The 17144-nt window shown below is 61.5% G+C and carries 9 protein-coding genes; 2 read left to right on the forward strand and 7 right to left on the reverse strand.

Annotation, left to right across the window (positions count from 1 at the left end; all coding sequences use genetic code 11):
- Window positions 1-143: 143 nt before the first annotated feature.
- Window positions 144-971 (reverse strand): HAD-IIB family hydrolase, encoded by an 828-nt coding sequence (locus GXM19_RS07380; protein ID WP_006235660.1) that lies wholly within the window; start codon window positions 969-971, stop codon window positions 144-146.
- 75 nt (window positions 972-1046) lie between these two features.
- Here GXM19_RS07380 and rlmKL point away from each other — a divergent pair, with 75 nt between their 5' ends.
- On the forward strand, window positions 1047-3605 hold the full coding sequence (rlmKL, locus tag GXM19_RS07385; RefSeq protein ID WP_006235659.1) for a bifunctional 23S rRNA (guanine(2069)-N(7))-methyltransferase RlmK/23S rRNA (guanine(2445)-N(2))-methyltransferase RlmL: 2559 nt from the start codon (window positions 1047-1049) through the stop codon (window positions 3603-3605).
- A gap of 94 nt (window positions 3606-3699) precedes the next feature.
- On the opposite strand, the gene GXM19_RS07390 is transcribed toward rlmKL, so the two are convergent.
- From GXM19_RS07390 to GXM19_RS07410, 5 genes are all read right to left on the reverse strand, one after another.
- Entirely contained in the window at window positions 3700-4413 is a 714-nt protein-coding gene (locus GXM19_RS07390) for a response regulator (RefSeq protein ID WP_040359573.1), read from the reverse strand.
- A gap of 4 nt (window positions 4414-4417) precedes the next feature.
- Window positions 4418-6043, reverse strand: coding sequence for a sensor histidine kinase (locus GXM19_RS07395; RefSeq protein WP_006235657.1), 1626 nt, complete (start codon window positions 6041-6043; stop codon window positions 4418-4420).
- 113 nt (window positions 6044-6156) lie between these two features.
- Window positions 6157-6351, reverse strand: coding sequence for a hypothetical protein (locus GXM19_RS07400; protein WP_006235656.1), 195 nt, complete (start codon window positions 6349-6351; stop codon window positions 6157-6159).
- A 69-nt stretch (window positions 6352-6420) separates the two neighbouring features.
- Window positions 6421-8448: a KUP/HAK/KT family potassium transporter gene (locus GXM19_RS07405; protein WP_006235655.1), complete on the reverse strand. Its 2028-nt coding sequence runs from the start codon at window positions 8446-8448 to the stop codon at window positions 6421-6423.
- Window positions 8449-8607: 159 nt separating this feature from the next.
- Entirely contained in the window at window positions 8608-9483 is an 876-nt protein-coding gene (locus GXM19_RS07410; protein ID WP_006235654.1) for a nitroreductase family protein, read from the reverse strand.
- Between the two features lie 214 nt (window positions 9484-9697).
- Between GXM19_RS07410 and GXM19_RS07415 the strand changes: the two genes are divergently transcribed.
- Window positions 9698-11998 (forward strand): LTA synthase family protein, encoded by a 2301-nt coding sequence (locus tag GXM19_RS07415; protein ID WP_006235653.1) that lies wholly within the window; start codon window positions 9698-9700, stop codon window positions 11996-11998.
- 685 nt (window positions 11999-12683) lie between these two features.
- On the opposite strand, the gene GXM19_RS07420 is transcribed toward GXM19_RS07415, so the two are convergent.
- Entirely contained in the window at window positions 12684-16772 is a 4089-nt protein-coding gene (locus tag GXM19_RS07420) for a fibronectin type III domain-containing protein (RefSeq protein WP_040359569.1), read from the reverse strand.
- Window positions 16773-17144: the final 372 nt, after the last annotated feature.

Raw genomic sequence — 17144 nt, forward strand, 5'->3', positions numbered from 1 at the left:
ACCTATGTTTATCAAGGCGTGAACTGCGGGTTTTTATCTTCTCGGCGAACGGTATAAACGCTTTAGTGTTTGGTTTGATAAATCGATTGAGCATGCAAAAGCAAAGAGCCGCAGTTTAGGCAAACGTCAGAACGCGGGATTCATTAGATGAGGCCGAAATGCTGCATCGCTGTGACGGTACCGTCGTGCGCGACGTCGTCGGTCACGTAGTCGGCGACCGCCTTGACCTCAGGCATGGCGTTGCCCATGGCGACAGCCGTCTCGACCGCAGCGAGCATGCCCAGGTCGTTACCCGAATCGCCGAAGCCAAAGGTGCGCGCGTTGCCGGTGCGACCCAGGTATTCCAGCGCTCGCGCCACGCCCACGCCCTTGTCGATGCCCTTGGGGCTCAGCTCGCGATTCTGACCACCGGTGTTGCACAGCTCAAACTCGCGATCGATAAAGCCATCATCGTTGGCTACGCGAGCCAGGTCGCTCGCGACGATGCCTACCTTGCCCACGCGCAGACTGCCGTCGACGCGCATCTCCTCGGTGCTGTGCGCCACAGAAGTGCCGATCAGAGACGACTGCTCAACACCCGCGGGTTCCAGGGCAAAAGTAGCCACGTTGGTCTCGAAAAAGGCCTCAATCCCTGCCGCGGCCATACGGCGTGCAAGCTCCTCGATAACGTCCTCGCCAAAGCAGTCCTCATGCACCACGCGGCCCTCGACCTCGAGCGTGGCGCCCGCCATGGCAACGACACCCGCGGGGTCGAGCGCACGCAAGCTGTCCGCGATGAGCCACAGGGGGCGACCCGTGCAGATAAACGCCTTGTGCCCCGCGTCGCGCAGACGATGAAACGCCTCGACGACCATCTGCGAGGGGCGAACCGCCGAAAAGTCCTTATCGGTCATATCGTCGGGATCGAACGACGTCAGCGTGCCGTCCACGTCAAAAAAGAGCACGGCGGAATCGGGGCACGCATCAATCATATGGGTTCCTTTCGAGGATAAGGGCAAACGAAGCATCCATCATATAATGGAGCGACGCAACCAGAGAGGTCACCCATGGAATTTTACGCAAGCTGCCCCGAGGGCTTTGAGCCCGCACTCGCCGATGAGCTTAAACGCCTCGGACTTTCGCATGTCCGCCGCCTGAAAGGCCGCGCTACATTTGAGGGCGAGCTCGAAGAAGGCTACCGCGCCTGTCTGTGGTCGCGCCTGGCGAGCCGCGTGTTCGTGGTACTCGGGCGCTTTGAGGCGCAGGATGCCGATGGGCTGTACGACGGCGTTTACGACATCGCTTGGGAGACCATCATCCGCCCCGGCGCCACCATCGCCATTACCGCCCGCGGCGTGACCGAGCAGCTGCGCAACACGCGCTTCTCGGCCCTGCGCGCCAAGGACGCGCTGTGCGACCGTCTGGCCGAGACCACAGGACGTCGCGCCGATGTCGACGCCGCCGATCCCGACGTTCACCTGCTGCTTTCGCTGCGTCAGCGCCGCGCGAGCATAAGCCTGGGCCTTTCGGGCGATCCGTTATTCAAGCGCCTGCCGCCCGCAGCGACCCGCGCCGGCGAGGGTGCGCACGTGCTGCGCCCCGACTACGCCGCTCTGGTGCTGGCGCAGGTCGGCTGGACCACGCTGTGCGAGCGCGAGCTGACGGCCGATGATTACGAGAACGAGGCCCTGCCCACGCTGGTCGATGCCTCGTGCGCCGGCGGCGGCCTGCTGCTGGAGGCCGTGAACATTCTGACCGACCGCGCCCCGGGCGCCGCACGCGAGCGCTGGGGCTTTGAGGGCTGGCAGCTGCACGACGCCGCTCTGTGGGAGCAGCTGCTTGCCGAGGCGCGCGAGCGCGAGACCGCGGCGCGTGAGCGCCAGGCGCGCATCGTCGCCGTGGACATTGACCCCGCCGCCCGCAAGACTGCCGAGCGCATGGTCAAGTGCGCCGGCTACAAGCGTTTTGTCGACTTTTGCGCCGCCAAGTCCGCCGCCGTGCTGGACCATGCGGGCGCCGTCGCCGGTGCCGTCGTGGTCGCAGACACCACCGAAACCCCGCTTTCGCTCATGCACGACGCCATGACGCTGGTCGGTGAGCTGCGCCGCGCGCCCGAGCTTGCCTCGGCACCGGTCGCCGCGCTCACCCGCGATGGCCTTATGGCCCGCGCACTCCATGCCGAGCCCGCGCGCTCCATTGCCGTCATGCCCAATAACGAGGAGGCGGCTATTGAGGTTTGGCCCTCGCTCGACCATGCCGCCGCGGCATTTGAAGCTGCGACCAGTGCAGGTGCTGAGGAGCAGACCGCAGGTGCCCAAGACGAAGCCGCCGGCACCCCCATGCCCGAGCCTGCCGCCATGCTCGACCTGGGCGACGGCAAGCCGCTGCCCGTGCTCATCCCGGAGTCGGAGCAGTTCGCCAACCGCCTGCGCAAGAATGCCCGTCTGCGCCGCAAGTGGGCCAAGCGCGAGGGCGTGAGCTGCTACCGCGTCTACGATGCCGACCTACCCGACTACTCCGCCGCTATCGACCTGTACGAGGGCTGCCCGCAGACGCCGGGCCGCTGGCTCGTCATCGCCGAATACGCCGCGCCCAAGACCATCGACCCCGCACTGGCCCAGGCTCGTATGCTCGACATTCTGGCCATCGCGCCGCGCATCCTGGATGTCCCAGCCGAGCACGTGCACGCCAAGGCCCGCATGCGTTCGCGCGGCGGCTCGCAGTACGGCAAGCAGGGCGCCGGTAAGGGCGCATCAGGCGAGCGCGCCAACATCGCGCGCCGTCGCCTGCCGCTCATCGAAGAGGGCGGGCTCACCTTTGCCGTCAACTTTGACGACTATCTGGATGTGGGCATCTTCCTGGATCACCGCGTCACCCGCAACCTAGTGCGCGAGCACGCCAAGCAGGCGCGCCGCTTCCTCAACCTGTTTGCCTACACCGGCACCGCCACCTGCTATGCGGCAGACGGCGGCGTCGAGGAGACTGTGACGGTCGACCTTTCCAACACCTACCTGAACTGGGCCGAGCGTAATATGCGCCAGAACGGCTTTGTGGGTCCGCAGCATCACTTTGTGCGCGACGACGTGCTCGCCTGGATTCGTGACCAGCGCCAGACGCGCAACCGCTGGGACCTGATCTTTGTCGACCCGCCCACGTTTTCGAACTCGTCCAAGATGGGCCGCCGTACCTGGGATGTCCAGCGCGACCATGTTGAGCTTTTGGCCGGCGTATCGCGCCTGCTCGCGCAGGGCGGCCATGCCATCTTTAGCTGCAACCTGCGCGGCTTCCGCCCCGAGACGCGCAAGCTCGCGCGCGCGGGCGTCGTGCTGGAGGACATTACGGCACAGACCATCCCCGAGGACTTCGCACGCAACCAGAAGGTGCACCATTGCTATATCGTGCGCCGCCTGCCCATCGAGGACGCCATGGCCGAGGTCGGCTTTAGTGCCGAGGAGATTGCAGAGCGAACCGAGGAGCTGCGCAACCCCGAGGCCCGCAAGTCTCGTGCGGCAGTACCCGCGCACGCGCAGGCCAGCAACGGCAAGTCCAACCTTGCCGGCAAACCCTCCCCCGCCGGCAAGCCCAAAAAGAAGAAGTTCTACGCCAGCAAGCCCAAGGGCAAATAAACAAAGTTGCGGTGGAATAGTTCCTAAAATGCCTGGTAAAGGCACAAACAGGAACTATTTCACCGCAACTCATATTGGGATGGTGGCCGGCGATCTAGCCTTGGGTGACCAATCGGTAACCGATACCCACATGCGTCTGGATATAGCGCGGGTGCGCGGGGTCGGACTCGATCTTCTTGCGCAACGTGCCCATAAAGACGCGCAGGCTCGCCAGATCGCTCTTAGTTGCCGTGCCCCAAATCTCGTGCAGGATAAACTGGTGCGTCAGCACCTTGTCGGCGTTGTGCGCCAGCAGGCACAGGAGCTTGTACTCGATCGGCGTCAGATGCAGTTCCTCGCCATCCATCGTGGCGATGCCGGCATCAAAATCGATATGCAACTCGCCGGTATCGAACGAGCCCTCGGAGACAACGCCGCCCGTTTGTGCATACGAAAGGCGCCTGAGCGTCGTGCGAATGCGCGCGAGCAACTCCTCGACCGAAAACGGCTTGGTCAGGTAGTCGTCGGCGCCGGCATCGAGCGCGCGAATCTTGTCCGCATCCTCACTGCGCGCCGAGACCACGATGATCGGCATGCCCGACCATGCGCGCACCGACTCCACCACCTTGACGCCGTCCATATCGGGCAGACCAAGATCGAGCAGCACAATGCTCGGTGCCTGCGATGAGGCAGCGGCAATGGCGGCATGGGCGGTCTCCACGGCCATATGACGCAAGCCGTGCGCCTCGAGCGCGGCAACAATAAGATTGCGAACGGCGGGGTCGTCCTCAACGACCAAGATGAGCGGTTTTACGGCAGAGTTCGGCACAGCGCTACTCCTTATCAAACGAAACGTCGGCGACGGGAAGCTCAATCGTAAAGACCGAGCCGTGCGGGTCCGCCGCGGCAACCTCTATGCTACCGCCATGCGCCAATGCAATGGAGCGGCAGAGCGAAAGTCCCAGGCCCACGCTACGGTGGCTGTCGGCAAGACCGTGGTTGGCGGTGTAGAACGACTCAAAGATCCGCTCGCGGTCCTCGGGCGCAATGCCCGGGCCATCATCGGCCACTGAGCACGTCACGTGCCCACCGTCGACGCCAATCGAAATCACGATATGCGAGCCTGCGGGCGTATAGGTGACGGCGTTGTTCACCAGATTGACCACCAGCTGCACCATCAGGCGCGCATCGACATTGACGAGCGCCGGCTCATCGCACGGCACCACCTTAAGGTCGTGCTCGCGCACGGCAGGGTTCACGTGGCGCAGTGCCTCCTCGACGATATCGTCCATGAGCTCGAGCGTGGTCGACAGGCGCATGCCGCCACCCTCGAGCTTGGTGATGGCGAGCAGATTCTCGACGGTGGCGTTGAGCCACAGCGCATCCGAGCGAATGGATAGAAGCAGGCCGCGGCGCGTCTGGGCATCGAGCACGGCGGTGCCGGTCGAGCCCTGGTCGAGCAGCACGTCGGCATTACCCGAAATACTGGTAAGCGGTGTGCGCAGGTCGTGCGAGATGGAGCGCAGCAGGTTGGCGCGCAGCTGCTCATTTTTGGCAAGCACCGCCGCCTCCTCGCGGGCCTCCATGGCGCGGGCGCGATCGAGCGCCAGCTCGCCTTCGCTCACGATGGCATCGGCAAGTGTCCGTTCCTCGTGCGTCAGCACGTCGGGTTCGGCAACGATAGCCAGCACGCCCACCACCGAGGCGGGGTCGCTCGAGCGCACGAAGCCGTCGCCCGTGCGAACCGTCAGGTAGATGCCATAAAACGCCGAACCGCCAAACGTGGCGTCGAGCGGCGTTCCCACGTAGGCGGACGCCGAGAGCCTCGGCGGCATCTGCGGCGCCAGCTCGTGCACCGGGGCGGCATCGCCCACGGCCGTGTACGTCGCACGCGGCAGCAGGTCATCGCCCTCGGCGTCGGCGCTGTACCACACAACCGGACAGCCCGAAAGACGCGCCAGCTGCGTGGCCATGGCGTGAACGATCTGATGCTGATCGGCGCACCGCTGCAGCATGCGGTTGGTCTCGAGCACCATATGCGTGCGGCGGTCGCTGGCGGCAGCCTGTGCCAAGGCGCGGCGCAGGGCCAACGCAATCGAGCTCGACACAAGCGAAACCACGAACATGATGAAGAACATGCCGGGATAGCCGCGGTCGATAAGCGACAGCGAGTAGCGCGGGTCGACAAACAAAAAGTTGTAGAGCGCCACGGCGGCAGCCGAGCTCAGCAAGCAATACAGGCGACTCCAGGTAAAGAATGCGCACAGCTGAACGGCGAACACATAGACGATCATGATGCTCGGCGCGAGACCCGGATGGTCGAGCAGCGCGCCCATAATCGTCGCCGCGACCAGCAGCCCCACCGATACGCAGGCGTCATACAGAGGAGTGCGGCGCGTCAGCGTTGTGCGCCGCCACCAAAAGCTATCGGCAATATCGCCGTCCGTACGGACGTCCATCAGCGTCCCGCCCCTCTCTCAAAAACAAAAACCACCACAAAGGGGACAGGCACCCTTGTGGTGGTTTCCCCTTGTGGTGGTTCCAAGTGTAAAGCCTTTGCAACCTGCGGTCGTTAGACAAACAGCACGTGCGCGAGCAGTGCGCACACGCACGCCGCGACAAGCACCGTCACCACGATCGAAATCACGCGGTCGGCCATATCCATGTTGGCCCGATTCGTAAAGAACCGATCTTCGGCAGCATCGGCGCGTACCTCACGCACCAGCTCGGTCGCAAGATCGCAACCGTCAAGCACCTTTGCATCCATGGTTTCCTCCCAGGACTCAATCCCCGTCAATACAAACCCGCCCGTTCGCAGACAAACCTCGAGCGTCGACTACGGCCGCTCGTTGGGGGCCAGGCGCTGCATCTTGTTCACGGCCTTGAACTTGGTGAACAGCGGCACGTACTCAAAGCTCACGTTGGAGTTCTCCAGGCCATACCAACGCGCAGGCGTGCCGGCGGCGCGGCGGATGATGTACTTGAGCGTGATGGCCGTACGCTCGCTCGGCTCCACATCGCTTTCAGGCGCCAGAAGCTTACGAATCAGGACGAACTTGAACGTACCGATGTTGCCCGGATCCTTGTAGACCGAGTAGTCATGCATCTGCGCCGGTAGCTCGCCGGTGGCAGCCAGGTCCTGAACGACCTGACGCAGGTAGGCATTGACGCGCTGGTTGATCTTGTAGCCCAGGTACAGATGCACGCGGAACACGTAGTCGGTGCCGAACGTCTCGACCGAATAGGCAAAGGTGTGCGGCTCGTCCATGGTCTCGACATTCACAAACCACCAGGCGCGGGCGCGCTTGGGATGCTTGTCCAAGATCGAATAGACGATATCGCGGTCGATGTAGTCGGTATGGGTGTCCTTGGTCAGGTACACGACGTTGTCGCTCATGCGCTCGTAACGGTCGTCGTCGCGCAGGCGCTTGAGCTGCGGCAGGTAGCTGCGCAGCGGCAGCAGCGTAAACTGGCGCTGCTCGACCGCCGTGCCGTTGTACCAGCACACCATAATGCCCATGATGAGTGCGGCCATGAGGATGGTGAAGTAGCCGCCGTGGAAGAACTTGGTGAGCGAGCTCACGAAGAAAAAGCCCTCGAGCAAAAGGAAGAAGGCCGCGAAGATCCACGGAGCAACCTTGAGCTTGCGCTCCTCGTGCAGGTAGAAGAAGAGCAGCAGCGTGGTGCACATCATAGTCAGCGTGATGGCAAGGCCGTACGCGGCTTCCATATGCGCCGAGTTCTGGAACAGCAGCACCACAATGACGCAGCCGACAAGCATGACGTTGTTGACCATGGGGATGTAGAGCTGGCCCTTGGTCTCGGCAGGGTAGAAGACCTGCATGTGCGGCATGAGGTCCAGACGGCTGGCCTCGGACACCAGCGAGAATGCACCGGTGATGAGCGCCTGCGAGGCAATGATGGCCGCGACGGTGGAAAGGCCGACGGCAAACGGGCGCAGGCCCGGGGCGAGCATCTGGTAGAACGGGTTGAGATCGGCAATGCCCATGAGCTCGGGGTTGGCAGCGTTGTTCATAAGCCAAGCGCCCTGGCCCATATAGGACAGCAGCAGGCAGCACTTAACGAACGGCCAGGTAGCGTAGATATTGCCGCGGCCGACGTGGCCCATGTCGGAGTAGAGCGCCTCGGCACCGGTGGTGGCAAGGAAGCAGCTGCCCAGAATCATGATGCCCGCGTGGTTGTTGGGGCTCAACAAAAAGGCGATGCCGCGGAGCGGGTTGAGGCACAGCAGCACGGCGGGGTGCTGTAAGACAAAGAACAGACCCGTGCCGCCCAGGAATAGGAACCACAGCGTCATGATGGGGCCAAAGGCGTGACCGATCTTGGCCGTACCGATGCGTTGCACCAAAAAGAGCGCGATGATGATGGCGAGCGTAATGGCGACGACGCGGCCCTGGTCATCGCCCAGCACGGCATGGACCGCCGGGATGGTGCGCAGGCCCTCGATGGCCGTGGTAACGGTAACGGCCGGCGTCAGGATGCCGTCGGCGAGCAGCGCGGCGCCACCCAGCATGGCGGGGATGATAAGCCACTTGCCACAGCGCTTGACCAGGCTGTACAGGGCAAAGATGCCGCCCTCACCATGGTTATCGGCGCGCAGCGAGATGAGCACATACTTGATGGTGGTCAGCAGCGTGACCGTCCACACGACAAGGGAGAGCGCGCCAAGCACGAACTCCTCCGTCACGCTTCCGATGCCGCCGTTGCCGGCAACGAGCGCCTTGGTTACATACATAGGGCTGGTGCCGATATCGCCGTACACCACGCCCAGCGTGACGAGCATCGCCGAGATGCTCACGGGAATCGCAGCGTGCGAGGCTGCCTCCTTGGCCTTCTGTTCCATAAGCCGGTTTCCTCCCAACTTTAATGTTCGAAGGAATTATAGGTAATCGGCCTATGTTTGAATGGTACTGTTTTCCCAGCTAGATAAACATTTATACGGCCTTTAGGCCACCGCGGCGATATGGAATGTGACAAAGGGACTGTCCCCTTGTCACATTCGTCATTTTCCGAGCCAATTTTTGAACCACCACTCCATGGAGCGGCTCATCTCGGCCATAAAGGGGCTCGTGTGCTTGCGGGTGTAGATATCCATGACGCGCTCCCCCACCTCGCGGGCATGCGGACGGAACATCGCGTCCATCTCGGCCACCTGCGCGTCCATGGTCGCGGCATCCGCGCGGCAGTAGCGCTCCTCGTGCACCAGGTTCACCACGGGATGCGCAATGGCCGGACGCTCCTTGCGAGGCGTGCCGACGATGAGCATCGACAGCGGCATGGTATAGGGTGGCAGGTCGAGCAGCTCGGCAACTTCCTCGGCGTTCTCCACGATGTCGCCAATGTAGCAGCTTCCCAGCCCCAGGGCCTCGGCGGCAACCACGGCGTTTTGCGCGGCGATCACGGCGTCCTGGGCCGCGATGGCAAAGTCGCCCAAACCCGGCGCGCGGCGGGGCGCCTTGCCCGTACGCTCGACAAACTCGGGTTCAAAGCAGCCCACGTGCTCAAACAGATCGATCCACTTGGCATAATCGACCACAAATATAAGTGCCCAGGGCGCCTTGGCGATCATGGGCTGGTGGTCGCACAGGTCGGCCAGGCGGTCGAGCGTGGCATGCTCGCGGATGCTCACGATGGAATACATCATCATGGCGCCTGCCGACGGCGCACGGCTCGCCGCATGCAAAATCGCCGCCCGCTGCTCGTCGGTCACCGCCACGGGACGGTCGTTGTCGTCACGCGCGAAGGCACGCGTGGAGGAACGGTGCTCCAACGTGTCCAGCACCGCATTGCCCGTAGTCTCGACCGGATAGCCGTTCGTATCCACGCCCTTAGCTCCGCCGCAGTACTCGGCACCCGTCATACAAACCTGCTCGCCCATAGCTCTATCCTCGCCAATTCTTTAAGAAGCCTTTACGTTTCCGTGTAATTCCCGTCCATTATCGCGCAGGTCGCCACTACATTGCGCCACACCGCCGCACATGCGCGTTAATATGGCTGGTTGTTGTGCGCAGCCCGCAAATGCAGTGCATATTTAGGTAACAATCGGGTAAACCCCCGCTTTCGTAGGTTTTAAGTTTGTGAGGAGTCTCAGCATGTTCGCTGCCGCCATCTCGCTCGTCGGTCTTGCGGCGACCGTCTACCTTGTTTTGCGCGAGGCCAAGGCCATTCGCGCTCAGTCGGGCACCGTCACCAAGGGCGCCTTCGCCTGGAGCGTCGCCTTTGGCCTGTTCCAGCTCTTTTTGACAGTCTGGGGCGCTATTGGCCTCGTGGCACAGAACGAGCCGCTCGCCTTTGTGATGCTCATCCTGACCAACGCCATTCTCACCAGCTGCGCCTGGGCAAGCATCGCCCGCGATCGCATCGCACCGCGCGTCTTTGCATTCGCCTCGGCCGACGCCCCCGCCCCCACGGGCAAGCTCGCCCGCCTGCGCGGCGCCTTTGTGGGCAAGCCGCTTGTCGCCGCCGTGCTGTGCCTGCTGCTTGCCGGCGTCTTTGCGCTGCTGGGCATGGAGGTCTCGTCCAACCACGACTTTACCTGGGTCTACCCCCTGTGCATCCTGCTCGAGTTGGCCATCATCACCACGCTCATGGCCGGCCTATTCTTCCTGTTCCAGCGCCACGGCGCAGCTCCGGCCGTCCTGGCCTTCGCCCTCTTTGTCCTGGGCATTGCCGAGTTCTTCGTCATCACGTTTAAATCCATGCCCATCCAGCCGGGCGACCTCTCGGCCATCTCCACCGCCGCCGCGGTCGCCGGCAACGGCTACACCTTCTCGATCTCGCTGTTCTGCGTGCTATCCATGGGCTTTACCGCCATCTCGATGCTGCTGTGCGAGTACGCCGGCATCGTGGCGCCGCACCGCCAGAAGGGTGCCGCCAACGCCAAGCGCATGCTGCTCATCAACCTGCTCGTTGCCGTGCTGTGCCTGGGCGGCGTGACCGCACACGTCACACTCATCGACTACTACAACACCCTCGGCATCACCGTCTACACCTGGCGCCCGCTCGAGAGCTACTGGCGCGAGGGCTACCTGCCCGCTTTCATTAGCGCAGCGCAGTCCATCAAGCCGCCCAAACCCGCCGACTACTCCGTCGACGATGCCAAGGCCACGCTCAAAAAGTACGCCAAGGCCTACGACAAGTCCGACGCGGCCAAGAGCGACGAGCGCGCCGCCGCAAAGGAGCAGTTCGACAGCGAGAAGCCCACGGTCATCGCCATCATGAACGAGACCTTCTCGGATCTGTCGATCTACCAGAACATGCGCGCCGGCTACGAAGGCCCGCAGTACTTTAAGAACCTGTCCAACTGCCTCAGCCGCGGCAAGCTCTACGTGAGCGCCTACGGCGGCGGCACCGCCAATACCGAGTTTGAGTTTATGACCGGCAACTCCATGGCCAACCTGGGCTCGGGCGTGTATCCGTACACCATCTACAACATGGAGACGACCGGGAACCTGGCAGAGCAGTTCAAGTCGCTCGGATATTCCACCACGGCCATGCACCCCAACCACGCCACCAACTGGAACCGCGAAAACGTCTATAAGGACTTTGGCTTTGACCAGTTCCTGTCCATCAACGATTTCCAGGGCGCCGATACCCTGCGCGGGATGGTGACCGACCAGGCTACCTACGACAAGATTCTTGAGCTGCTCGACCAGAACGCCGATCCTCAGTTTATCTTCGACGTGACCATGCAGAACCACTCGGGCTACGACACGGGCCTGCTGCCGGTCGATAAGCAGATGCATCTGAATATCGACACGACCGACCTGGACGCCAAGACCGTCGAGGACGGCACGCTGTCCGATGTCGACGAGTATGTCTCGTGCATCGAGCAGTCCGATCAGGCGCTGCGCTACTTCCTCAACGCCTTGAGCAAGCTCGACCGCAAGGTAGTCGTGGTGTTCTGGGGCGATCACCAGCCGTTCTTCCCGTCCAAGTTCAATGACAAGTGGTTTACCGGCGAGGACGACGCCACCCACCAGGAGCGCTTGTGGCAGACCGACTACATCATCTGGGCCAACTACGACGTTGCCGGCTGCGACCAGACGAGCGAGACCGACGACCTGTCCACCAACTACCTGTCCACCCAACTTATGCAGCTGATCGGCGCACCCCTCTCCGACTACCAGAAGGCGCACATGACGCTGCGCGAGTCGCTGCCCGCCATCAACTCGGTGGGCTACGAGGACGCCAGCCTGCGCTGGGCGCTCTCCTCCAACGTCACCGGTGACGACGACGCCGCAGCAGCCGCCACCAAGGCGCGCGAGGATTACGCCAAAATGCAGTATTACGAGATGTTCCGCGACGGCAAGAACGTGTACACCGAGCACTTCCAGACCGAGGCCAACGAGACCGACCCCAACTTGGCACCGGGTACGACCAAGATCAAGTAGCGACTAGCTGCGAGTTCATAACTGAAACGTCTGTCCGGGCGGAGGTATGTAAGGTTCCCTGCTCGGACAGTCCTGCGCAAGACGGAGGCCACATTAAGTGGCCTCCTTTGCGTGCGGAACTCGCGATGAACCTTACATACCTCCGCCCGGACAGACGCCCTGTTGTTGGAGCGTGGCTTGTCTTGGGTGTATCGCCGAACATATATAAGTTGAAGGCCACGTTATGTGGCCTTCTTTGTTTGCGGAAAGTGTGTCCCGGAATTCTTGTCTGGAATGGGATGCAGTTTCCGCTTGGGACCCGATTGGGAAAGTGTGTCCCACTATTCAGCTGGATTCCGGGATGTATTTTCCGGTTGAGGCTCGTTGGGAAAGTGCGTCCCACTTTGGGGGCTGATTCTGGGACGTGGTTTCCGGTTGGCTCTCATTGGGAAAGTTCATCCCATTTCTCGGCCTAATTATGGGACGCAGTTTCCCGTTGAGGACCCTTTGGGAAAGTGCGATCCGGTCTGGGCGCTCAAACTGGGATGGTTTTTCCGGATGAGGGCTTGACGGAAAATGTGTCCCGTTCCGGGCGCTAATTGTGGGATGCAGTTTCCGCTTGCGGAGTCTCCACTCAACAGAAAACCCGGGTGGCCTGTTTTTTGGCTACCCGGGTTTTTGGGTTGTCGATATGTTCGACTGGCTACTAGTGGGTCTTGCGGCGCTTGATCAGCATGATGAGGGCTATCACTACGAGCGTTGCTCCCGCTGCTGCTGCGGTGGCGACTAGGGCGAATGTTTGGTCGCCGGTACTTGCGAGGTTCTTCGCTGTGGTCGTAGTCTTAACCTTGGTGTCGGTCTTAGCTCCGTTGTCGGACTTGGGCTTGTCCGGGTTCGTCGGGGTCTCAGGAGTCTCGGGGCCCTTTGAGCCTTCGGAATCGGTTGGGCCGGCGGTGTTTACCAGCGTATGGTCCAGGAACTTCTTGGCGCCCGCACTTGCCTGTGAGAACAGGCGGCGCGTGCGGATCGGGGTGGCGTTCACCGTTGTGGGCGCCGTCTCCTCGGCCTCGATATTCACGAGCGTCGTGCCGGTGTCGAGGCCCACGTCGTTGTATCCCACGTGGCAGTAATACTGCGCACCGTCATCGTCTGCGATCAGGTCAATCTCGAGCTTTGAGGCCGTTCCAGCCGCGAGGTTGCCATCGGCACCCACGAGCTTAAACTCTGTCTCGCCGCGGCCCTTGCGGTACCACATATAGGTCGGTGCCAGCCCTGTTTCGCTATCGTCGGCACCGAGTTGCTTCACATGGCCAATCGCCGAGAGCGTCAGGTGGCTTCCCGCCGTGCGCTCAACCGAAGAGTCGTATCCAAGATCCGACCCCTCCGCAGCATCCGCCGCAGGTCCGCTCACGGTCATCGTCATGCCATCGGGCATGGTCTTGACCGTGATAATTGCCGAACGAATACCTGTTTCAGTCGTGGATCCGTTCTTAACGGCGGCGATAGCGAATCGATACTCCGTATTGGGCTGCAACCCGTCCCAGGCAAGCGACGTCTGCGTGTTGTCGGCAATCTTCCAGCTGTTCACGACGGCGTCCGCCGCATTGCTCTGCAGCATACCCACGCCGTAGCTAAAGCCACTCTTGTTTGCGAGTACATCGTCCCAGCTAAACGTAACGCTGGTCGAATCGACAGCGTTTGCCGTAAAGCCCGTCACGGCCGGCGCGTCGGGCATCTCGACGTCCTTAACGTCATAGCCCACGATCCAGAACTGGTCGGTGTCCTTGGTGCCGAGCTTGTCGCCCGAGTCTGCCTCGAACTTGTCGACATCCACCGCGTTGACGCCCAGACGCCACACAAAACCGTACTTGCCCTGCGCGGCCTCGGGCAGGTTGTCGACGGTGCCGCCGTATTCGGTCGATTCACTCGAGGAGTTACCCGTAGTAAAGCCGGCGTTGGCACCAAAGCACAGGCCGCCAAACAACTCGTGCTTTGCGAGCTTCGCGCCCATGACAACGCTGCCGTTCAGCGTCAAGCCGAGCTCGAGCTCCTGCTCCTTGCCCTCCTCGACTTCGATGGTCTGCTCAATGCTCGCCCCCGACTGCGCGGCGGCGCCGTTAAACCCATCGTGCGTGTAGGCGCGCGTTACGCCAGGCTTGCCCAGGCCAAAGGAATCCCCAACGGGAGTCTCGCCGTTGAGCGTCGTTTGATAGGTTCCGGGTTCTCCCGACCGGTTGGTCAAAAAGTAGCTGAGCGGCGTCATATTGTGCTGTTTGGCAATGCGGTCATAGGCCTCGACATTAACGACCGAGGTCTGCGCGCCGAGCGACACGGGCGCCGCCATCACGCCCTTGCCACCAGTTTCCTCATTTTCGATCTCATACTCGTAATAGACCATCGGAATCGTGTAGAGCACGGCCTTGTCACCCTCGCCGGCATGCGACTCATAGCTTACGCTTGCGCTGACCGTGCGCTCGCTCCGGTAGTCATAGCATCCCTCGGCGGCAAAATCGACTGAAGCATTCATCGCGACCAGGGGCGGACCGGTCTGCACCTCGACGGCAACGCCCAACTCGGCGCCAATGGTATAGCCCTGGGATGTCCCCGTGCCCTTTTCCTCTCCGTATGACGTGCCGCCCAACACCAGATAGCCGTATGCCTGCTCCAGATCCTCAACATAGGGCGCATCCTGCAGCACGGCAAGCACGCGCGGGTTGGTATAGACCTTGTAGCGGTCCTTGTACGTGATCTTGACGCTGTCGTTGTCGACATCGGGCAGCGCGAGCGAGATAAATGTGCCGTAGGTAGTGCCGCGACGGTTGCTCTCGCTAATCACCTGCTCCTCGCCGCGGCGCACCTTTCCGTTCTCGTCGAGCGAAAAATGCGAGGCGGTCATCCAATAGTAGTCATCGTTCTTGCGCAGGTCCTCGTCGAGGTGCTTGCCCACCACGGCGATAAAGCTCTCGTTATAGCGGTCCGAACCCGAGACGCTGCCCGCCTTGACGTCGCTGATCCACACCTGCTCTATACCCTTGTGGTCATGCTTGTTGCCGCTGTTGTATTGCTGACCGCTCATGCTCATGGTTCCGACCATGGACCCCAAGCCCTGAGCCCCGCTCTGTGCCGTGTTGCAGGCAAAGTCGCGGAACACATCGCCGCCCACGAGCACCTCGTCGACCGCCAGCTGCTCGGACAGGCCGTCAAGGTTGGCAGTGGCAAGGGCAATAGGCGCCAAGGTGCACGGATAGCGCTTATCCTGAGCGCTATCCTTCCATGCGCTGTTGGGCACATGCATCAGCCCATAGGAGGCGAGGAGCCCGTCTCTGTGTTCCTTGCAATCGGAAAGCTTGAACTCGCCAGACTCCGAGTCAAAATACGCGTAGCGGTACAGCGCGCCGTACAGCCCCTTGCTGCCGTCAGAAGCGCCGTAATCAAAAGCGCTGCGTTGCCAGTCATAGCCCGCAAGAATAAGGCCCGTGACGGTTTCACCCGTCTTCTTTCCTTCTTCATCGTAGGCGGCAAACGTGCCGAACGTCGCATTCGCAGCGACCATGGTCTTGCCGTTCGCGGAGAGGGAGATTGCGCCCGCGTCGCCCAGAGCATCGACATGGACGAGCGCACCCTTGGATGCATCCCACGAAAACAGCTCGCAATGCGTCGACTTATCAATATTCTTCTTGCCGTAGGGTGCCGAGACCACGATGGCGAGGTCATCGCAAAAATCGCGATCGAGGTCGCCGGCCGCTAGCGAAACGACAGGAGCTGACTGAAGCTGCGTCCAGGAGTCGTTCCCGCCCTTGTTGTGCGTGGTGTAGTCCGCGGCGTTACCGGCATCGATCTTGACGACGCTTTGCTTCCAGTTGCCGCCCTCCAAGTCATACATGCCGACTACAGCCTTGCGCACGCCGTTCTCGTCGACATAGCAGCCCGCGTAGACAAAAAGCTCGTCGACGCCGTCGCCATCGACATCGCCCGCCTCGACATCAAAGACGGCGTCGTGCTCTTGCAGGTAACCGGCATCCAGGTACTTAAAACGGCCTTCGTACATCATATTAGTGTTGACCGTCACCGGCAGGCGTGTGTCGAGAGTGCGCGTACGCCCGTTGCTAAACGAGTAGAGGACCAGCTCAACCTTTCCGGCGTATGACTTGCCGTCAATCGTCGTGGAGGAACTGTCGCCGTAGGCACGGAGCTCGGCAACGCGGCTCTTTTTGCCCGTGCTGGCGTCGCTGCAGAACTCAACACTCGTGGCGTGAATGCCCGAGAAACCGTTGTTGTCGTTGGCGAGTACTGTTGAGGACTCATTGTTGCTTAGGTACGACCAGGTGCCGCCACCGTAGTCGCTATGCTTGTAGAGATCGCTGTTCGTATCGAATTTGTTGACGTTTTGCCAGAACTTTGCGGCGCCCCACACACTTCCATAGCCATCGGTGAGTTTGCTGCTGCCGCCAATGTCACCGCGCTCGACGTTCTCGAGCTTGTCGCGCAGAGTGTAGCGATTGCCATGGCTACCGTTAGCTGCCATATAGACCTCGCTGCGCGTGGCAAACGTCGTGGGGGTATCAGTGGAATAGGGGCCAACGGTATCGGCCGGAATGTCCTCGCTCGTGCCCAGACCCAGGGCTTGATAATCCTGCTCGGTCATATCGGTGATTGCGGGCGCGTCTGCCGCCTGGGCAACCTGGGGCGTGGCCGTGAAGCAGGCGACGCTCGTGGCGATCAACGCAGCAAGCGCCGCCGTCCCAACAAGCGGGATTTTCGACAGCCTACGGATACGGGGGTGTGGAACGTACATGAGGGACCTCGCTTTATTCGAGTGGAGTTGACTCATTTTTGCAAATGATACGTCCGATGCCCGATATCACGTGTCTCATTTTCGCCAACGGCGTGTCTCATTTTTGAGAATCCGAGATGCCGCGGAAATCTTATCCCAGCTCAAAGGCCATTTCTGGGATGTATTTTCCGTCGAGTGCCTCATCGGGAAACTGCATCCCATTTCAAGCGTCGATTCTGGGACGCACTTTCCCCTTAGACCCTCAACCGGAAACCGCATCCCACTTTGAGCGCAAATTCCGGGATGCATTTTCCGGTTTTGCTCTCATTGGGAAAATGCATCCCGTTTCTTGACCGAATAATGGGACGCAATTTCCCGTTGGAGCGCCTTTGG

The organism is Collinsella aerofaciens ATCC 25986 (genome assembly GCF_010509075.1).
Classification (GTDB): domain Bacteria; phylum Actinomycetota; class Coriobacteriia; order Coriobacteriales; family Coriobacteriaceae; genus Collinsella; species Collinsella aerofaciens.